18 protein-coding genes are annotated in these 19,495 nt (G+C 68.6%); 10 read left to right on the forward strand and 8 right to left on the reverse strand.

Annotated features, from left to right (window positions below; all coding sequences use genetic code 11):
• Positions 1–129: 129 nt before the first annotated feature.
• The 4 genes from ACFWDI_RS13490 to ACFWDI_RS13505 form a co-directional block, all read right to left on the reverse strand.
• The gene (locus ACFWDI_RS13490; RefSeq protein WP_385303620.1) at positions 130–1,050 is read right to left on the reverse strand and encodes an amino acid ABC transporter permease; all 921 of its coding nucleotides are present in this window, start codon (positions 1,048–1,050) and stop codon (positions 130–132) included.
• Positions 1,047–1,712 (reverse strand): amino acid ABC transporter permease, encoded by a 666-nt coding sequence (locus tag ACFWDI_RS13495; protein ID WP_327326459.1) that lies wholly within the window; start codon positions 1,710–1,712, stop codon positions 1,047–1,049. Before ACFWDI_RS13495 ends, ACFWDI_RS13490 begins: the two co-directional genes overlap by 4 nt.
• Positions 1,713–1,790: 78 nt before the next feature.
• On the reverse strand, positions 1,791–2,627 hold the full coding sequence (locus ACFWDI_RS13500) for a glutamate ABC transporter substrate-binding protein (RefSeq protein ID WP_385303622.1): 837 nt from the start codon (positions 2,625–2,627) through the stop codon (positions 1,791–1,793).
• 51 nt (positions 2,628–2,678) lie between these two features.
• The gene (locus ACFWDI_RS13505; protein WP_385303623.1) at positions 2,679–3,464 is read right to left on the reverse strand and encodes an amino acid ABC transporter ATP-binding protein; all 786 of its coding nucleotides are present in this window, start codon (positions 3,462–3,464) and stop codon (positions 2,679–2,681) included.
• A gap of 251 nt (positions 3,465–3,715) precedes the next feature.
• On the opposite strand from ACFWDI_RS13505, the gene ACFWDI_RS13510 reads away from it, so the two are divergent.
• Positions 3,716–4,423 carry a response regulator transcription factor gene (locus ACFWDI_RS13510; RefSeq protein ID WP_385303625.1) on the forward strand — a complete coding sequence of 236 codons (708 nt, stop codon included), beginning with the start codon at positions 3,716–3,718 and terminating at the stop codon, positions 4,421–4,423.
• A gap of 15 nt (positions 4,424–4,438) precedes the next feature.
• Positions 4,439–5,830, forward strand: a complete 1,392-nt coding sequence (locus tag ACFWDI_RS13515) for a sensor histidine kinase (RefSeq protein WP_385303627.1) — start codon at positions 4,439–4,441, stop codon at positions 5,828–5,830.
• 53 nt (positions 5,831–5,883) lie between these two features.
• Here ACFWDI_RS13515 and ACFWDI_RS13520 read toward each other — a convergent pair whose 3' ends face one another.
• Entirely contained in the window at positions 5,884–6,882 is a 999-nt protein-coding gene (locus tag ACFWDI_RS13520; protein WP_385303628.1) for a TAXI family TRAP transporter solute-binding subunit, read from the reverse strand.
• A gap of 99 nt (positions 6,883–6,981) precedes the next feature.
• Between ACFWDI_RS13520 and miaB the strand changes: the two genes are divergently transcribed.
• Positions 6,982–8,472 (forward strand): tRNA (N6-isopentenyl adenosine(37)-C2)-methylthiotransferase MiaB, encoded by a 1,491-nt coding sequence (miaB, locus tag ACFWDI_RS13525; protein WP_385303630.1) that lies wholly within the window; start codon positions 6,982–6,984, stop codon positions 8,470–8,472.
• A gap of 82 nt (positions 8,473–8,554) precedes the next feature.
• Positions 8,555–9,262 (forward strand): class III extradiol dioxygenase subunit B-like domain-containing protein, encoded by a 708-nt coding sequence (locus ACFWDI_RS13530; RefSeq protein WP_385303632.1) that lies wholly within the window; start codon positions 8,555–8,557, stop codon positions 9,260–9,262.
• A gap of 162 nt (positions 9,263–9,424) precedes the next feature.
• On the opposite strand, the gene ACFWDI_RS13535 is transcribed toward ACFWDI_RS13530, so the two are convergent.
• Both ACFWDI_RS13535 and ACFWDI_RS13540 read right to left on the reverse strand, forming a co-directional pair.
• On the reverse strand, positions 9,425–9,661 hold the full coding sequence (locus tag ACFWDI_RS13535) for an antitoxin (protein ID WP_385303633.1): 237 nt from the start codon (positions 9,659–9,661) through the stop codon (positions 9,425–9,427).
• Positions 9,662–9,694: 33 nt separating this feature from the next.
• On the reverse strand, positions 9,695–9,970 hold the full coding sequence (locus ACFWDI_RS13540; protein ID WP_385303635.1) for a hypothetical protein: 276 nt from the start codon (positions 9,968–9,970) through the stop codon (positions 9,695–9,697).
• Positions 9,971–10,152: 182 nt separating this feature from the next.
• Here ACFWDI_RS13540 and miaA point away from each other — a divergent pair, with 182 nt between their 5' ends.
• The 6 genes from miaA to hflX all read left to right on the forward strand — a co-directional run bounded on the left by miaA (position 10,153) and on the right by hflX (position 17,978).
• Positions 10,153–11,091 (forward strand): tRNA (adenosine(37)-N6)-dimethylallyltransferase MiaA, encoded by a 939-nt coding sequence (gene miaA / locus ACFWDI_RS13545; RefSeq protein WP_385303636.1) that lies wholly within the window; start codon positions 10,153–10,155, stop codon positions 11,089–11,091.
• A 198-nt stretch (positions 11,092–11,289) separates the two neighbouring features.
• A complete protein-coding gene (locus ACFWDI_RS13550) occupies positions 11,290–11,637 on the forward strand; it encodes a hypothetical protein (RefSeq protein WP_385303638.1) in 348 nt (115 codons plus the stop codon).
• A 26-nt stretch (positions 11,638–11,663) separates the two neighbouring features.
• A complete protein-coding gene (gene dapF / locus ACFWDI_RS13555) occupies positions 11,664–12,563 on the forward strand; it encodes a diaminopimelate epimerase (RefSeq protein WP_385303641.1) in 900 nt (299 codons plus the stop codon).
• Positions 12,564–12,703: 140 nt separating this feature from the next.
• The gene (locus ACFWDI_RS13560) at positions 12,704–14,791 is read left to right on the forward strand and encodes a RelA/SpoT family protein (RefSeq protein WP_385303643.1); all 2,088 of its coding nucleotides are present in this window, start codon (positions 12,704–12,706) and stop codon (positions 14,789–14,791) included.
• A 65-nt stretch (positions 14,792–14,856) separates the two neighbouring features.
• The gene (locus tag ACFWDI_RS13565) at positions 14,857–16,320 is read left to right on the forward strand and encodes a M1 family metallopeptidase (protein ID WP_385303645.1); all 1,464 of its coding nucleotides are present in this window, start codon (positions 14,857–14,859) and stop codon (positions 16,318–16,320) included.
• 167 nt (positions 16,321–16,487) lie between these two features.
• Complete coding sequence (gene hflX / locus ACFWDI_RS13570; RefSeq protein WP_385303646.1) at positions 16,488–17,978, forward strand: GTPase HflX; 1,491 nt, start codon at positions 16,488–16,490, stop codon at positions 17,976–17,978.
• Positions 17,979–18,070: 92 nt separating this feature from the next.
• Here hflX and ACFWDI_RS13575 read toward each other — a convergent pair whose 3' ends face one another.
• Positions 18,071–19,240, reverse strand: a complete 1,170-nt coding sequence (locus tag ACFWDI_RS13575; protein ID WP_385303647.1) for a trypsin-like serine peptidase — start codon at positions 19,238–19,240, stop codon at positions 18,071–18,073.
• Positions 19,241–19,495 lie beyond the last annotated feature (255 nt).

The following is a 19,495-nucleotide window of genomic DNA, read 5'->3' on the forward strand; positions in this document are numbered from 1 at the left end:
GAAGGTGAGAGGGGAGCCCGGTGCGCGATCACAGAACGTATGCAACCTATTGCGGGTGCCCTCGTCAAGTGACGGGGGCGGCGACGCAACCCGCGCCGCCGCCCCCGTGGAGCCTGTGGATCCGAACCGTCAGATGCCGCCGCCTCCGGCGCCGGACTTGAAGTCACCCGACACCGAGATCGGGGCCGCAGTCTCCTCGATGGTTCCGGGGCCCACGACCGCACCCGTGCTCTTCTTGCCGCGTCGCAGACGGCCCTCCAGCCAGCTCGCGAACGAGGTGAGCGTGAAGTTCACCGCGATGTAGATCAGGGCGATGACGGTGAAACACGCGATGGTGTTCGCACCGTAGTTGGCGCTCATCGGACGAGCGGATGCCAGCAGTTCGGAGTAGGTCAGCACCGCGCCGCCGAGGGCTGTGTCCTTCACGATGACCACGATCTGACTGACGATGGCGGGCAGCATGGCGGTCACCGACTGCGGCAGCAGCACGTACCGCATCGTCTGGCCCTTGCGCATACCGATCGCTTTGGCCGCGTCGGTCTGGCCCCGGGGGAGGGACAGGATTCCGGCCCGTACGATCTCGGCGAGCACCGAGGCGTTGTAGAGGACGAGACCTGTGACCACGGCGTACAGGGGACGCTGGTCGGCACTGATGTTGTCGAACTGGGAGTACGCCGCGTTCGCGAAGATCATCAGGACCAGCACCGGGATGGCGCGGAAGAACTCCACGACGATGCCGGACGGCATGCGCACCCACAGGTGATCGGAGAGCCGGCCGATGCCGAACAGCGCTCCGAGGGGCAGTGCGATCACCAGGGCGAGGCCCGCGGCGATGAGCGTGTTCTCAAGCCCCGGCCAGAGGTACGTCTCCCACGGCTGGCTGCTGGTGAAGAACGGCTTCCACTTGATCCAGTCGAGCTGGTGCTTGGAGCTGAGGCTGTCGTACACCCACCACAGCACGCCCGCGAGGGCGAGCAGGAACAACGCCGTGTACAGGATGTTGCGCTGCTTGGCGCGCGGCCCCTGTGCGTCATAGAGGACGGACGTCATCGCTTCACCGCCACCTTCTTGCTCACCCAGCCGAGGATCAGTCCGGTCGGGAGGGTGAGGCAGATGAATCCGAACGCGAAGACAGCTGAGATCAGGATGAGTTGGGCCTCAGCCTCGATCATGGTCTTCATCAGGTTCGCGGCCTCGAGGACACCGATCGCGGCGGCCACCGTGGTGTTCTTGGTCAGGGCGATCAGCACATTGGCCAGCGGGTTGACGACCGAGCGGAAGGCCTGCGGGAGGATGATCATCCGCAACACCTGGGTGAAGCTCAGCCCGAGGGCACGTGCTGCCTCCGCCTGGCCGGTGGGGACCGTGTTGATGCCCGACCGCAACGCCTCGCACACGAAGGCGGAGGTGTAAGCGATCAGACCGAGCACCGCCAGCCTGAAGTTGATCGTCTCGAAGTCCTCCGCCCCGAGGGTGACGCTCAGCGTCTGGAACAGGCCCAGCGAGGTGAAGAGGATGATGACGGTCAGGGGGATGTTCCGGACCACGTTCACATAAGTGGTTCCGAAACCGCGCATCAGGGGGACCGGGCTGACCCGCATGCCGGCCAATAGCGTTCCCCATATCAGGGAACCGAGGGCGGAGTAGACGGCGAGTTGCACCGTTACCCAGAAGGCCCCCAGTAGGTCGTAACCTTCAAGAAAGTCGAACACGATCTCCCGCGCTTCCGCGTGTGGGGAGGGCCCGGCGCGCCGCCATCAGCGGCGGCGCACCTCGTCAGCCCTGCTTCACTACTTGACGATGTTGCCGATCTTCGGGGCGGTCTCGTTCTTGTAGTTCGCCGGACCGAAGTTGGCCTTCACGGCCTTCTCCCAGGAGCCGTCCGAGACCATCTTGGTAAGGGCCGCGTCGATCTTCTTCTTCAGGTCGGCGTCGCCCTTCTTCAGGCCGATGCCGTAGTTCTCGTTGCTCAGCTTGAAGCCGGCCAGCTTGAACTTGCCCTTGGCCGAGTCCTGCGAGGCGTAACCGGCGAGGATGGAGTCGTCGGTGGTCAGCGCGTCAATGACCTTGTTCTCCAGGCCGGTCAGGCACTCGGAGTAGCCGCCGTACACCTGCAGCTGAGCCTTCGGGGCGAGCTTCTCCTTGACGTTCGTCGCGGAGGTCGAGCCGGTGACCGAGCACAGCTTCTTGTTGTTCAGGTCCGCCGGGGACTTGATCGAGTCGTCGTCGGCGCGGACCAGGATGTCCTGGTGGGCCAGCAGGTAGGGACCGGCGAAGTCGACCTTGGCCAGACGCTTGTCGTTGATCGAGTAGGAGGCGGCGATGAACTTGACGTCACCGCGCTCGATCGCCGTCTCGCGGTCGGCGCTCTTCGTCTCCTTGAAGGTGATGTTCTTGGCGTCGTAGCCGAGCTCCTTGGCGATGTACGTGGCGACGTCGACGTCGAAGCCGGTGTACTTGCCGTCGGGCGTCTTCAGGCCGATGCCCGGCTGGTCGATCTTGATGCCGATCGTGATCTTCTTGCCGCCGGCCGAGTCGCTGTCCTTGTCATTGGAGCCGCAGGCGGTGGCGGCCAGCGCGAGTGCGAGCACAGCGGCCGAAGCGGCGGTGACCTTGCGAAGCTTCATGGTGACTTTCCCCTGGGTTGACGCGATGTGGGTGATCAGCTGATCCGGGACTCAGTGGTGCAGGATCTTCGACAGGAAGTCCTTGGCGCGGTCACTGCGCGGGTTGCTGAAGAAGTTGTCGGGCGTGGCCTCTTCGACGATCTTGCCGTCGGCCATGAACACGACCCGGTTGGCGGCCGAGCGCGCGAATCCCATCTCATGGGTGACGACGACCATGGTCATGCCGTCCCGGGCGAGCTGCTGCATGACCTCCAGCACCTCGTTGATCATCTCGGGGTCGAGCGCGGAGGTCGGCTCGTCGAAGAGCATCACCTTGGGATCCATCGCCAACGCCCGTGCGATGGCGACACGTTGCTGCTGACCACCGGAGAGCTGGGACGGGTACTTGTCCGCCTGCGTGGCCACGCCGACCCGGTCGAGCAGGGCGCGCGCCTTCTCCTCGGCAGCCTTCTTGTCCATCTTGCGGACCTTGAGCTGGCCCAGCATCACGTTCTCGAGCACCGTCTTGTGCGCGAAGAGGTTGAACGACTGGAAGACCATCCCCACGTCGGCACGCAGCCTGGCCAGCTCCCTGCCCTCATCGGGCAGCGGCTTGCCGTCGATCGAGATCGCACCTGAGTCGATCGTCTCCAAGCGGTTGATCGTGCGGCACAGCGTGGACTTCCCGGACCCGGAGGGCCCGATGACAACCACGACCTCGCCACGGGCGATGGTCAGGTCGATGTCCTGGAGCACATGCAGCGCGCCGAAGTGCTTGTTGACGTTGCTCAGCACGACCAGGTCGCCCGCGGTGGGCACAGCGTCCTCGGCGCCCTTGGTCACTGAAACTCCGCTCATCGGCTTCTTGCTCCGTCCTCCTCGGTTGGCAGGACCCTATTCACCTAGTGCGACCAGCGTCATTACATCTGAGCGGAAATTGAGGATAACGATCCGGCTGCAACCGGACACTATGCGTGAACGGGGAGGTGATCGGCGTACCGGGTGGGTAACGGAAACCGCCATGTAACGGGTGCCTCTTGACTGTCTGGGCGACAATCGGCCTTGATGCCCAGGTACATCGAACAAGACCGCACGACCGGAGGGGGGCCATGAGACTGCTGCTCGTCGAGGACGACGACCATGTCGCCGCCGCCCTCTCCGCCGTGCTCGCAAGGCACGGCTTCGAAGTGGTGCACGCTCGCAACGGCGAGGAGGCGCTGCAGGCCGTGCTGCCCGCGACGCATCCGCACAAGCCGCCTTTCGGGGTCGTACTGCTGGATCTGGGGCTGCCCGACCAGGACGGCTACCAGGTCTGTGGCAAGATCAGGAAGCTCACTTCGATCCCTGTGATCATGGTGACCGCGCGGGCCGACGTCAGATCCCGGATACACGGGCTCAACCTCGGGGCCGACGACTATGTCGTCAAGCCGTACGACACCGGTGAGCTGCTCGCGCGCATCCACGCCGTCAGCCGGCGTACCGCGCCCGGAGACGAAGCTGCTACGGCCACCGCCGATCATGCGCTGCGGCTCGGCCCGGTCGTCATCGAACTGCCCACCCGCCGCGTGAGTGTCGACGGTGCGACGGTGCAGCTGACCCGCAAGGAGTTCGACCTGCTGGCCCTGCTCGCGCAGCGGCCGGGCGTCGTCTTCCGCCGGGAGCAGATCATCAGCGAGGTGTGGCGGACCAGTTGGGAAGGGACCGGCCGCACGCTCGAGGTGCATGTGGCGTCCCTGCGCTCCAAGCTCCGCATGCCCGCCCTGATCGAGACCGTGCGCGGCGTCGGCTACCGCCTCGTCGTTCCCGTCGGCGCGTAAGGCCCGTAACTCCCTGTGCGTACCCGACTTCTTCCGCTGCTCATCGTCCTCATGGCGGGCGTGCTGCTCGCGCTCGGCTTCCCGCTCGCCGTGAGCGTGGCCGCCGCACAGCAGCAGCGGGTCGTCGTCGACCGGATCGACGACACGGTGCGCTTCGCGGCGCTCGCGCAGTTCGTCACCGATCGCTCGGGTGCCGACGAGCGGCGCTCCACGCTCCAGGAGCAGCTCGACCGATACCACGACACCTACGGCATCAGTGCGGGCGTCTTCTACCGCGACAGCGACGCCATGGCACGCGCCCCCGAGACCTGGTCCGTGCCGCTGAGTGGCCAGGGCCGACAGGCCTTCGAAGAGGCGCTGTCGGGGCGGCGCAGCCATGACCCGCCGCAGGTCTGGCCGTGGCAGCAGGGCGGCCGGCTCGTCGTCGCCTCACCGGTCGTACGGGACGGGGACGTCGTGGCCGTGGTGTTCACGGACTCGCCCACCGGCCAGCTGCGTTCACGCGTGCTGCAGGGGTGGCTGCTGATCGCGGCAGGCGAGGGCGCGGCGATGCTGCTGGCCGTCGGCGCCGCCTTCCGCCTCACGGGCTGGGTGCTGCGGCCGGTACGCATCCTGGACGCGGCCACCCACGACATCGCGACCGGGCAGATGAACTCACGTGTCGCGGCGGCGAGCGGACCTCCGGAACTCCGGCGCCTGGCCCGTTCGTTCAACGAGATGGCCGACAATGTCGAAGAAGTCCTCGAACAGCAGCGGGCGTTCGTCGCCGACGCCTCCCACCAGCTGCGCAACCCGCTCGCCGCACTGCTGCTCCGGATCGAACTCCTCGCACTCGAACTCCCTGCGGGCAACGAGGAGATCGCCTCGGTCCGCACCGAGGGCAAGCGCCTCGCCCAGGTCCTCGACGACCTGCTGGACCTGGCGCTGGCCGAGCACGCCTCCGCGGATCTTCAGCTCACCGATATCGGCGAACTGGCCGCCGAGCGGGTCGCGGCCTGGCGCCCCCTCGCCGAGGAGAAGGGCGTCCGGCTGACCGGACACGGCGCCGCGGTCACCGCCTGGGCCGATCCGGTCGCGCTGTCCAGCGCACTGGACGCGGTGATCGACAATGCCCTGAAGTTCACGCCCCAGGGCGAGGAGGTCACGGTCTCGGTCGCCTCCAACGGTGAGAGCTCCACGGTGGTGATCACCGACGGTGGTCCGGGTCTGACCGACGAGGAGCTGGCCCGAATCGGCGACCGCTTCTGGCGCAGCGGCCGCCACCAGAACGTCAAGGGCTCTGGCCTGGGCCTGTCCATCTCGCGCGCGCTGTTGACGGCGGGCGGCGGCTCGATCGCGTATGCGCATCACGAGCCGCGCGGACTGCGGGTGACCGTCACTGTCCCGCGTACGTCTCCTACGGCCTGACCGGGCGGTATCGACGGCCTGACCGGGCGACGATGACGGCCGCCCAGCCAGGGCTACGGCTTGACCGAGCGGTAGTAGCGCTGGGCGCCTTCGTGCAGCGGCAGCGGATCCGTGTAGACCGCGGTCCGCAGATCCACCAGCTGGGCAGGGTGCACCGTATTGCCGATACGGTCCCGGCTGTTGATCACCGTACGGGTGAAGCCCTCGGTCATCGCCGGATCCATCCGGTCCGTGGTGACCAGCAGATTCGCCACCGCCACGGTCGGCACTGGCACGCCGCTCTGCGCCTGGAGATAGGCGTCGGCGGGCATCACCGCGGAGCGGTAGTAGCTGGTCGACTCGCCTGTGGCGTGCAGCTTCTCGACGAGATCGGCCTCCAGCGGGACCAGCCGGATCTGGAAGCGCGCGGACAGCTCTTCGATGGCCGCCGTCGGCAGGCCGCCCGACCAGAAGAAGGCATCGAGCTCGCCGGCTTCGAGCCGCCCGGGCACCGTGTCGATTCCGGCCGGGACCGGAGTGATGTCCCGCGTCGGGTCGATCCCTGAGGCCCTCAGCAGCCGCTCGGCGACCAGCCGCACACCCGACCCCTCCTGCCCGATGCCCACCCGCTTGTCGTGCAGATCGCGGACCGACATCACCGGCGAGCCGCGCGGCACGATGAGCTGCACATAGTCGTCGTACAGCCGGGCACAGCCGCGCAGCCGGGCGGCGCCCGGCTTGCCGTCCCGCTTGTACTTGGCGACGGCGTCGGCCGTGGCGATGGTGAAGTCGGCCTCGCCTGCGGCCACCCGCGCGAGATTCTGCTGCGAGCCCTCACTGGTCCGCAGATCGATCTTCACATCCGGCAGGTCATGGGCGAGTGCGTCCTTCAGCAGCACGCCGTACCGCTGATAGACGCCGCTCTGCGAACCGGTGCTGAAGGTCAGCGTCCCGCGCGGAGAGGTGGCGCCGAAGGGCAGCAGCCACCACAGCAGCAGCCCGAACACCACCAGGGCAGCGGCCGACCCCTGGAGGGCACGGCGGCGGCTGATGCGGGACAGGGCCGGGAACATGGCCGCGATCCTGCCAGCTCACTCCCTGTAATGGCCAGGCCCTCCCTCACGGAAGGGAGGGGCGGAGCGTCGGTACGACCCCGTACCCTGGTGGGCGCGATGAGTGCGAAAACTTACGAGGTGCGCACCTACGGGTGCCAGATGAACGTCCACGACTCCGAGCGGCTGTCGGGCCTGCTGGAGGACGCAGGCTATGTGCGCGCGCCCGAGGGCGCCGACGGTGACGCCGATGTCGTCGTCTTCAACACCTGCGCGGTGCGGGAGAACGCCGACAACAAGCTGTACGGCAATCTCGGCCGGCTCGCGCCGATGAAGACCAAGCGGCCCGGGATGCAGATCGCCGTCGGCGGCTGCCTGGCCCAGAAGGACCGCGACACCATCGTGACCAAGGCGCCGTGGGTGGACGTCGTCTTCGGTACGCACAACATCGGCAAGCTGCCGGTGCTGCTGGAGCGCGCCCGTATCCAGGAAGAGGCGCAGGTCGAGATCGCGGAGTCGCTCGAGGCCTTTCCCTCGACGCTGCCGACCCGCCGTGAGTCCGCCTATGCGGCGTGGGTCTCCATCTCGGTCGGCTGCAACAACACCTGCACCTTCTGCATCGTCCCGGCGCTGCGGGGCAAGGAGAAGGACCGCCGGCCCGGCGACATCCTGGCCGAGGTGGAGGCGCTTGTCGCCGAGGGCGTTTCCGAGATCACCCTGCTCGGCCAGAACGTCAATGCGTACGGCTCCGACATCGGCGACCGCGAGGCGTTCTCCAAGCTGCTGCGCGCCTGCGGAAAGATCGACGGTCTGGAGCGGGTCCGCTTCACCTCGCCGCACCCGCGCGACTTCACGGACGACGTGATCGCCGCGATGGCCGAGACCCCGAACGTCATGCCGCAGCTGCACATGCCGCTGCAGTCGGGTTCGGACACGATCCTGAAGGCGATGCGCCGCTCGTACCGGCAGGAGCGTTTCCTCGGAATCATCGAGAAGGTGCGCGCGGCCATTCCGCACGCCGCCATCTCCACCGACATCATCGTGGGCTTCCCCGGCGAGACCGAGGAGGACTTCGAGCAGACGATGCACGCGGTGCGCGAGGCGCGTTTCGCGAACGCCTTCACCTTCCAGTACTCCAAGCGCCCCGGCACCCCGGCGGCCACCATGGAGGGGCAGATCTCCAAGGAGGTCGTCCAGGAGCGCTATCTGCGCCTGGTCGACCTCCAGGAGGAGATTTCCTGGGAGGAGAACAAGAGGCAGGTCGGCCGGACGCTGGAGGTCATGGTCGCCGAGGGCGAGGGCCGCAAGGACGGCGCCACCCACCGCCTTTCGGGGCGCGCCCCCGACAACCGCCTGGTGCACTTCACCAAGCCGGACGAGGAAGTGCGCCCGGGCGATGTGGTGACTGTCGAGATCACCTATGCCGCGCCGCACCACCTGCTCGCCGAGGGCGCTGTGCACTCCGTACGTCCTACCCGGGCGGGCGACGCCTGGGAGAAGCGCAATGCCGCGGCGGCCGCGAAGCCGGCCGGCGTGATGCTGGGCCTGCCGAAGATCGGCGCACCCGAGCCGCTGCCGGCGGCTCAGGCGCCCGGGTGCGGCTGCGACTGACGGACACCCGCGGAAGGCGGACAGCCCGCTGGAAGGCCCGCCGGCCGGAGCGACGGACTGAGTACGGACTACGCTGGCGATCATGCTTGTCGCCGCAGCCGTCTGCCCCTGTCCGCCGCTGCTGGTCCCGGACGTCGCCGCCGGGGCCGCCCCGGAACTCGACACCGCGCGGACCGCGTGCGCCGATGTGCTCGGGGTGCTCGCCGCCGCACGGCCCGATCTGCTCGTCGTGCTGGGACCTGCCGAGCAGGACGGCCGCGGCCCGCACCTCGCGGGCGCGACCGGATCCTTCCACGGGTTCGGCGTGGACCTCGACGTACGGCTAGGAGCGGGCGAGGTCCAGGAGCGGCCGCTGCCGCCCTCGCTGGCCGTCGGCGCCTGGTTGCTCACCCGCGCCCGGTGGGCGGACGCCCCGGTGGAGGGCCTCGGTGTCGGCGAGCAGCTCGCCGGTGAGCGCTGCGTGGCTGTCGGACGGGAACTGGCCGCCAGGGCGGACCGCGTCGCGCTGCTGGTGATGGGTGACGGCAGCGCCTGCCGCACGCTCAAGGCCCCCGGCTATCTCGACGAGCGGGCCGCGGACTTCGACGGACAGGCCGCCCGTGCGCTGGGCTCCGCCGATGTCGAGGCGCTCAAGGCGCTGGACGAGTCACTGGCGTACGAACTCAAGGCGGCGGGCCGCGCTCCGTGGCAGGTGCTCGCGGGAGCCGCGGAGAACGCGGGACTGGCCGGACAGCTGCTGTACGAGGATGCCCCGTACGGCGTCGGCTACTTCGTCGCCGCCTGGTCCTAGCGGACGTAGAGCCGTCCCGTCGTAGCGGACCCGGAGCCGCAAACCGCCCGTCGTGGCGGACGTGACGAGGATGTAGAGGCGTGACGTAACGAGGACGTCGAGCGGACGTACATCGGCGGGCGGCCGCGGAACTCTTCGCTCCGCGGCCGCCCGCCGGTGATGTCAGGAAGCCGGAGGCGTCGTGCCATCGTCCTTGTGGGCGATTCGGCCCAGGGCGTTCTTGGCTTTGCCGGTGCCAGTCTCGATCTTGCTGCTGTACTTGCCCTTGGTCTTTTGATCGACCGTCTTGGCGGCTCTCTCCAGACCGTGCTCGATCTTGCCACCGTGCTGATGCGCGAGGTCAGAGACCTTGTCCTTGGCCGGGGCGAGCTTGGCTTTCAGCGTGTCCTTGAAGCCCATGGGTCACCTTCCCTCGTGTTCCCTCGCCGGGGACTACTTGCGGGCGCCCTCTCCGGCTTCGTTGTCCGCCGCCTCCTCGGCCGACTGCTGCTTCGGAATCTCCACGCCTTCGGCCGCCGTGGCCTCGGCCGCCTCGGCGACCTCAGCCTCTTCGGCTTCGGTGACCTCGGCCGCCGCGTCCTTCGACGCTTCGGAATCGGAATCCGCCTCAACCGGGGACTCGGCTGTCAGAGTGCTGACAGCCGCCTCCTCGGTTGACGCCTCGACAGTCGTCTTGGACTTACGACGAAATCGTGAAAAAACGCCCATATCTGCTCCATAGCCTACTCGTGTGGGCGAAGTTCCGCGCCGCCCGGGGCGTCCCATTGCGCCGCCCGCGGGCACCGGCCCAAAAACCGGCGTTCGGAACCTCGCAACAGGCAACGAACCCGCCCCTGTGCCGTCACCTCGCTCGTTCGGGGACATGCCCGCGGGTTTGCGAGACTGGGGCAGTGAGAAGTGCAGCTCCCGCACCGCGGGTCATCGCCATCGTCGGTCCCACCGCGGCCGGAAAGTCCGATCTGGGCGTTTTTCTGGCCCAGCGGTTGGGCGGTGAAGTCGTCAACGCCGACTCCATGCAGCTCTACCGAGGGATGGACATCGGTACCGCCAAGCTGACGACCGACGAGCGCGGTGGCGTCCCGCACCGGCTCCTGGACATCTGGGACGTCACCGAGGCCGCGAGCGTCGCCGAGTATCAGAGGCTGGCCAGGGCGGAGATCGACCGGCTGCTCGCCGAAGGGCGTACACCCGTGCTCGTCGGTGGCTCCGGGCTCTACGTACGCGGTGCCATCGACGCCCTCGAATTCCCCGGCACCGACCCAGAGATCCGTGCCCGGCTCGAGGAGGAGCTGACGCGGCACGGCTCAGGTGCGCTGCACGCCCGGCTCGCCACCGCCGACCCCGAGGCCGGCAGCGCGATCCTGCCCAGCAACGGCCGCCGCATCGTCCGGGCGCTCGAGGTCATCGAGATCACCGGCAAGCCCTTCACTGCCAATCTCCCCGGCCATGACGCCGTGTACGACACCGTCCAGATCGGCGTCGACGTCGCACGCCCCGAGCTCGACGAGCGCATTGCGCTGCGGGTCGACCGGATGTGGGAGGCGGGTCTCGTCGACGAAGTGCGTGCGCTGGAGGCGCAAGGTCTGCGCGAGGGGCGCACAGCCTCACGTGCACTCGGCTACCAGCAGGTGCTCACGGCGCTCGCGGGGGAGTGCACGGACCAGGAGGCGCGCGAGGAGACCGTGCGCGCCACGAAGCGCTTCGCGCGCCGCCAGGACTCCTGGTTCCGGCGGGACCCGCGGGTGCACTGGCTGAGCGGCGCCGCCCAGCACAGGGCGGAACTTCCGCACCTGGCGCTGGCGTTGGTCGAACGAGCGGTCACAGCCTGATCACGTGATGGCATCGGGACGCTCTGCCAGTCATTTCGGCGCCCTGGAGCGTGCCATCATCGAGCATCGATCGACGTGGAGTCCGAATTGGGAGGGCGCGTGGCGATGGAGGCCGGCCCTCGCGACAGAGAACAGGAAAGGCGTGACGCAGCGGACAGCGCGTCCCGTCTGAGTCCGGACGGGCCTGACGAGCAGGACGTGATCGCGGACGAGGTCGAGGTCGAACTGCGCCCGCAGCGCAGGCTGCGGATCTGGCAGCTCGCCCCCATCGTGACGCTCGCCGCGATCGGCTCCCTGATGTTCGCCTTCCCTCTCGCCTTCGGCACGGGCGACGGCGGAGCGGTCGTCGCCATGCTGGGACTGCTGATCAGCTGCTGCGCCGCCGGCTGGGGCGTGATGGCAGCCCGCCGCGTGGGCCACACCTGGCCCGGACTGCCGGCCCGCGGCTCCGGGGAGCGCCCCGACTGGCGGGTCATCGCCCTGTACGTCGGCGTGGGCGTGGCGATCGTCGCGCTCGCCGTCTGGCGCGTGGCACGCCTCCGCTGAACTGTCCGCCCGGCCGTCCTCGTACGATGGACGGCGTGAGCACTCCGCAGACCTCGCCGATCGCCTTCCTCAAGGGCCATGGGACCGAGAACGACTTCGTGATCGTCCCCGACCCGGACAACGCCATCGACCTGCCCGCATCAGCTGTCGCCAGGCTCTGCGACCGCCGGGCCGGCATCGGCGGCGACGGATTGCTGCATGTCGTGCGGTCCGCGGCGCACCCCGAGGCGCGTGACATGGCCGACGAGGCCGAGTGGTTCATGGACTACCGCAACGCCGACGGGTCGATCGCCGAGATGTGCGGCAACGGCGTACGCGTCTTCGCCCGCTACCTCGAGCGAGCGGGCCATGCCGAGGCGGGCGACCTGGCCGTGGCGACCCGCGGCGGCGTCAAGAAGGTGCACCTCACCAAGGAGGGCGACATCACCGTCTCCATGGGGCGCGCGCTCTTTCCCGAGGACGGCGTCACAGTCACCGTCGACGGCCGCAGCTGGCCCGCCCGCAACGTCAACATGGGCAACCCGCACGCGGTTGCCTTTGTCGACGACCTGGACCACGCAGGCGATCTGCTCTCCGTACCGGCCTTCAGTCCGGCGTCGGTCTACCCGGACGGCGTGAACGTCGAGTTCGTCGTCGACCGCGGCGAGCGCCATGTCGCCATGCGCGTGCACGAGCGCGGCTCCGGCGAGACCCGCTCCTGCGGCACGGGTGCGTGCGCAGTCGCCGTGGCGGCCGCCCGCAGGGACGGCGCGGACCCCTCGGTCACCGGCGCCCCGGTCACGTACACCGTGGATCTCCCCGGCGGACGGCTGATGATCACGGAACGGCCCGACGGCGAGATCGAGATGACAGCCCCCGCCGTCATCGTCGCCGAGGGTCACATCGAACCGGCCTTCCTCGCTGTGACCGAAACCGTGATCGCATAGAGCTTCGCTCGAATGGGTGATCCCTTTCACGCTGAGCGAGAGCCGGACTGCGCCACGTGGTGGGCTCGGTAGCATCAAGCACCGGCACGGAGTGCACGCCTGCCCTTTCCACCGCCGGTCGAAGCTGCCGGAGGTGCCCCATGAGTGCAGAGGCCACCAACCCTGGTGCCCACAGCCGCAGGCGCGGCCGCCCCAGGATCGACCTCCGCAGGCTGGGCCGCGCCGCGCTCCTCGGGCCTGCCGCCCGGGACCGGCTGCCCGACGCGATCGGCCATGTCGCCGACGCGCACCGCGCACACCATCCCGACGCCGACCTCGCCATCCTGCGCAAGGCGTACGTCCTGGCCGAGTCCTCCCACCGCGGACAGTTCCGCAAGAGCGGCGAGCCGTACATCACGCATCCGCTCGCCGTGACGCTGATCCTCGCCGAACTGGGTGCCGAGACCACGACGTTGACCGCCTCGCTCCTCCACGACACCGTCGAGGACACCGAGGTGACCCTCGATCAGGTGCGTACGGAGTTCGGCGCCGAGGTCTGCTATCTCGTCGACGGCGTCACCAAACTGGAGAAGGTCGACTACGGCGCCGCCGCCGAGCCCGAGACGTTCCGCAAGATGCTCGTCGCCACCGGCAACGACGTCCGCGTGATGTCGATCAAACTCGCCGACCGGCTGCACAACATGCGCACGCTCGGCGTCATGCGCCCCGAGAAACAGGCTCGTATCGCCAAGGTCACCCGCGACGTCCTCATCCCCCTCGCCGAACGGCTCGGCGTACAGGCGCTCAAGACCGAGCTGGAGGACCTGGTCTTCGCGATCCTCCACCCGGAGGAGTACGAACGCACCCGCGCCCTCATCGCCGAGAACACCGGCGCGGGTGATGCGCTCGCCGCCACCGCGGAGGACTTCAAGGCGGTGCTGCGGGACGCCGACATCGCCGCCGAAGTCCTCGTCAGACCACGGCACTTCGTCTCCGTCCACCGGGCGCGGCGCAAGCGTGGCGAGATGCGTGGCACGGACTTCGGCAGGCTGCTGGTGCTCGTCGGCGAGGACGCCGACTGCTACGGCGTCCTGGGTGAGCTGCACACCTGCTTCACCCCGGTGATCTCCGAGTTCAAGGACTTCATCGCCGCCCCCAAGTTCAACCTGTACCAGTCGCTGCACACCGCTGTCGCGGGACCGGAAGGAGCGGTCGCCGAAGTCCTCATCCGTACGCACCAGATGCACAAGGTCGCCGAGGCCGGAGTGATCGCACTCGGCAATCCATACGTACCCCTGGAACCCGTCGAAGGGGCAGAACCGGCCGACGGCGAACGAGCCGACCCCACCCGGCCCGGCTGGCTCTCCCGCCTCCTGGAGTGGCAGCAGTCCACCCCCGACCCCGACACTTTCTGGTCCTCCCTGCGTGCGGATCTGGCACAGGACCGGGAGATCACCGTCTTCCGCGCCGACGGCGGCATGCTCGGACTTCCCGTCGGCGCGAGCTGTGTGGACGCCGCGTACGCGCAGTACGGAGAAGAGGCGCACGCCTGTATCGGCGCACGCGTCAACGGCCGTCTGGCGACGCTCAGTACGGTGCTGAGCGACGGCGACACAGTGCATCTGCTCCTCGCCCAGGACGCCGCATCCGGACCTTCGCCCGACTGGCTCGACCATGCCCGCACACCCGCTGCGCGCATCGCCATCACCGCCTGGCTCGAGGCGAATCCGGAGGGGACGAAGGTCCCCGCCACCGCCATCCGCCGGCCCGCCCCCGTCACCGCCGACCGGCCTGCGGCCGCGAACGCCGTCGTCGATCTGCCGGACGCGACGGTACGTCTCGCCGGCTGCTGTACGCCCGTACCGCCGGACGCCGTCACCGGGTTCGCGGTACGCGGCGGCGCCGTGACCGTCCACCGCGAGAAGTGTCCGGCCGTGGCCCGCATGAGAGCCCTGGACCGCGAGCCCATCGCGGTGAGCTGGGGCGATGCCGCCGAATGCCGGGTCACTCTGATCGCGGAGTCCTTCGGCCGCCCGCGCCTGCTGGCCGATCTCACCGAGGTCATCGCCACCGAGGGCGCGGCCATCGTCTCGGCCACCGTCGAGCCGCCCAGCGAACAGCGCGTACGGCACACGTACACCCTTCAACTCCCGGACGCCGCCGGGCTTCCCGCCCTGATGCGCGCCATGCGTGATGTGCCGGGGGTGTACGACGTGAGCCGCACCCAGCATCCGGCGGCCACCGCCTGATCTCGTTCGGGTGGTGCGACGCGCGCCGCCACGGTCCGCGCCGGGCGCGCTGATAGCCGTAGTGCATGCTGCACACCTCTCGGCGCCGACTGCGTGCCACTCTGCTGGCCGCCGCATCGGCCACCCTCGTCGCCGCGGCCCTGCCTCCGCCCGCACCGCTCGGCATCGGCGATCCGCTCTTTCCGCAGCTGGGCAATCCCGGCTATGACGTCCTCGCCTACGACATCGCCTTCACCTATGGCGGCAGCAACGCCGAGCCGCTGGACGCCGTCACAAAGATCGACGCACTGGCGACTCGGCGCCTGGACCGCATCAATCTCGACTTCACGCACGGCACCGTCAGCGCGGTCGAAGTGAACGGCGAGTCCGCCGAGTTCGCGAGTGCCGGAGAGGACCTGGTCGTCACCCCGCCGGACGCGGTCGAGGAAGGATCACCGCTGCGGATCACCGTCACGCACACCAGCGACCCGAGGGGACCCGCGGACGCCGGAGGCTGGGTGCGTACCGCCGACGGGCTCGCGATGGCGAACCAGGCCGACGCCGCCCACCGGGTCTTTCCGTCCAACGACCACCCTGCTGACAAGGCGTACTTCACCTTCCGGATCACCGCGCCCAGCGAGCTCACCGCGGTGGCCAACGGAGAGCGGACGGCAAAGGTACGGACAGGGTCCACCACCACGTGGGCGTACCGGACCGTGCATCCCATGGCCACCGAGCTGGCCCAGGTGTCGATCGGCCGCTCGACTGTCGTCCGCCGTCAGGGGCCGCACGCCCTGCCCGTACGCGATGTGGTGCCGACCGCCGATCGCACGAGGCTGGAACCCTGGCTGAAGAAGACGCCGGAACACCTGAAGTGGATGGAGCGGCAGGTCGGCCGCTATCCCTTCGAGTCGTACGGAGTGCTGATCGCAGAAGCCAACACCGGATACGAGCTGGAGACGCAGACGCTCTCGCTCTTCGAGCGCTCGGTCTTCACCCAGGGCACCTTCCCCGAGTGGTACGTCGACTCGATCATGGTGCATGAGCTGGCCCACCAGTGGTTCGGCAACAGTGTCTCGCCCCGCACCTGGTCAGATCTGTGGCTGAACGAGGGGCATGCCACCTGGTACGAGGCGCTGTACGCCGACGAGAAGGCGCAGAGGTCCCTGGATCTGCGGATGCGCGAGGCGTACAGGCAGTCCGACCGCTGGCGTGCGGACGGTGGGCCGCCGGCCGCGCCCAAGCCGCCGGCACCGGGGGAGAAGATCAGCATCTTCCGTCCCGTGGTGTACGGCGGCAGCGCACTGGTCCTGTACGCGCTGCAGCAGACGATCGGGAAGGACGCCTTCGGGCAGCTGGAGCGGGCCTGGGTGAGCGGGCACCGGGACCGGACGGCGACCACGGCCGACTTCGCGGCACTGGCGTCGGGGATCGCGGGCCGTGACCTGTCGGCGTTCTTCCGGGAATGGCTGTACGGGAAGCGGACGCCGCCGATGCCGGGGCACGCGGACTGGCGCAGCACGGCCGGCCCAGCCGCCGCAGCCCGCTGAAACTGGGGTGACGGCCCCGGCGGGCCCGTGGGACCATCAACAGGTCGACGACGCGGCCGGGGCCGGAACCTCTTGGGGAATCATCCGGGGCCATTACGCGTTGTGACTGACGTACCGGAATTTTCTCCGGCACTTTTTCCATCGACTCCCATCGACGTAAGGATCCAATGACCTCCTCTTCATCCCCTTCCCAGAACGAGCAGAGCTTCGCGGACACGCGCACCGAGAGCCTTCGGGCTGATGCCCTGATGGAAGAGGACGTCGCCTGGAGCCACGAGATCGACGGAGAGCGGGACGGCGATCAGTTCGACCGCTCCGAGCGAGCCGCGCTGCGGCGTGTGGCGGGTCTCTCCACGGAACTCGAGGACGTCACCGAGGTCGAGTACCGGCAGCTGCGCCTTGAGCGTGTGGTGCTGGTCGGCGTTTGGACCACGGGGACGGTACAGGACTCGGAGAATTCCCTCGCGGAGCTGGCGGCGCTCGCCGAGACGGCGGGCGCGCTGGTGCTCGACGGCGTCATTCAGCGCCGTGACAAGCCCGACCCGGCCACCTACATCGGCTCGGGCAAGGCGCAGGAGCTGCGCGACATCGTGCTCGAAACCGGCGCCGACACCGTTGTCTGCGACGGTGAGCTCAGCCCCGGCCAGCTGATTCACCTCGAAGACGTCGTCAAGGTCAAGGTGGTCGACCGCACCGCCCTGATCCTGGACATCTTCGCCCAGCACGCCAAGTCCCGAGAGGGTAAGGCGCAGGTCGCGCTGGCACAGATGCAGTACATGCTGCCGAGGCTGCGCGGCTGGGGTCAGTCGCTGTCCCGGCAGATGGGTGGCGGCAGCGGTGGCGGCATGGCCACCCGTGGTCCCGGTGAGACCAAGATCGAGACGGACCGGCGTCGGATCCGCGAGAAGATGGCGAAGATGCGCCGGGAGATCGCGGAGATGAAGACGGGCCGCGAGATCAAGCGGCAGGAGCGCCGGCGCAACAAGGTGCCCTCGGTCGCGATCGCCGGCTACACCAACGCAGGTAAGTCGTCTCTGCTCAACCGCCTCACGGGCGCCGGCGTCCTGGTGGAGAACGCACTGTTCGCCACCCTGGACCCGACCGTCCGCCGGGCTGAAACGCCGAGCGGCAGGCTCTACACCCTGGCCGACACCGTCGGGTTCGTACGGCATCTGCCGCACCACCTCGTCGAGGCCTTCCGCTCCACCATGGAGGAGGTCGGGGACTCCGATCTGATCCTGCATGTGGTGGACGGATCGCACCCGGCACCGGAGGAGCAGCTGGCCGCCGTGCGCGAGGTGATCCGCGATGTGGGCGCGACGGACGTGCCCGAGATCGTGGTGATCAACAAGGCGGATGCGGCCGATCCCCTCGTACTGCAGCGACTGCTGCGTATCGAGCGGCACGCGATCGCGGTGTCGGCGCGGACCGGCAGGGGGATCGACGAGCTGCTCGCGCTCATCGACGTCGAACTGCCGCGGCCCGAGGTCGAGATCGAGGTCCTCGTGCCGTACACCCAGGGCGGGCTCGTCTCGCGGGTGCATGCCGAGGGCGAGGTTCTCTCCGAGGAACACACCACGGAGGGCACGCTGCTCAAGGCGCGGGTGCACGAGGAGCTGGCCGCGGCGCTGGCGCCGTATGTGCCGGCGACTCGCTGATCGCGTACTGATCCGAACAAGCCGGAAGGCCCGCCCCCTCATCGAGAGGGGACGGGCCTTCCGGTTTGGTGTGTGTCCAGCGGCCGGCAGACTTACTGGCCCGCGAACTTGTCGCTCATCGCGGTGTAGATCTGCTTGGCTCCGGCGCCCAGGCGCGGACCCGCCAGCCAGCCCGAAGTGACCGGGCCGATGGAGGTGTTGGAGACCAGCGCGGGCTTGCCGTTCGGCTGGTTGGCGAACCAGCCACCGCCGGAGGAACCGCCGGTCATGGTGCAGCCGATGCGCCACATCGTCGGCGTACCGGGAGCGATCGAGAGACGGCCCGGACGGTCGATGCACTTGTGCATGATCGCGCCGTTGTACGGCGGGGCCGCCGGGTAGCCCCAGGCACCCATCGCGCTGATGCTCTTGGCCTCGGGCGCATCGAAGTTGACGTCGAGGGCGTTGCCCACCGTCTCCTCCAGCGACTTGCTGCCCTTCTCCGGCTTCACATGCAGCACCGCGTAGTCGTACGGAGCACCTGTACCGCCGGTCGGGCCGCCCTGGGAGATCCACTCGCCCGAGGTCGAGACCCAGTCGGCCCAGTAGACGCCGTACGGAGCGATCTCCTGCGGCTGCGCATTCTCCAGCGCAGCCGGGGACTTGCCCAGGTCGTTGTACGACGGTACGAAGGCGATGTTGCGGTACCAGCCGCCCGCCTGACCCGCGTGGACGCAGTGGCCCGCTGTCCACACCAGGTTGGACTTGCCCGGGTTCTTCGGGTCCTTGACGACGGTGGCGGAGCAGACCATCGTGCCCTCGGGCGAATCGAAGAAGACCTTGCCGACCGGGGCCGCGTTCTCGTGGTACGGCTTCTTCTCCGCCTGGGCCTGGACCGGGCGCGGCTCCGGGTCGGTGACGCCCTGGTCACCGGAGATGTCGCCGGCTGCGAGCGTCTTCGCCGGCGCCTTGGCCGTCGTCATCCGCTTGGGCTTCCACAGCCCCTCGATCACCGGGTTGACGAAGTCCTTGGCCTCACGCAGCCACTTGTCCTTCTCCCAGTTCTTCCACTCGCCGTTCTTCCACTTGTCCAGGTCGACACCGTGCTCCTTGAGCTTGTCGGCCAGGTCTGCGGGAAGATCCGCGCCGCCCTTGTCGGCGGCGGGGCTGGAAGCGGCGGCCTTGTCGGCCGCCTTGTCCTCGCCCGGACCACAGGCGGTGGCCGTCAGCGTGAGGGCTGCGGCAATGCCCGTGGCAGCCAGCAGCGGACGTATGGATCGCATGGAAACGATTCCCCCTGAAGTGCTTTTGGAAATGTGCCTATGTATCTATGTGCCATGAATGTGTCGTGCATCAGCTGACGGCGTGGTGGTGCTGTCGTGCGCGTGAATTGCCATGAGCGTGTCACGCGAAAGGGCGGCCTTCCGGGGCCGCCCCTGCTTGGGCACCACTCTATGCCCGGTGCGGAGCCGCACAGTTGAGACGGGCCCCACCTGCACGGAGTCTCCACCAGGAAGGGCAGGAGCCATCGGCCCCTG

The sequence above is a fragment of the Streptomyces sp. NPDC060064 genome (assembly GCF_042736455.1).
Taxonomy (GTDB): Bacteria; Actinomycetota; Actinomycetes; order Streptomycetales; family Streptomycetaceae; genus Streptomyces.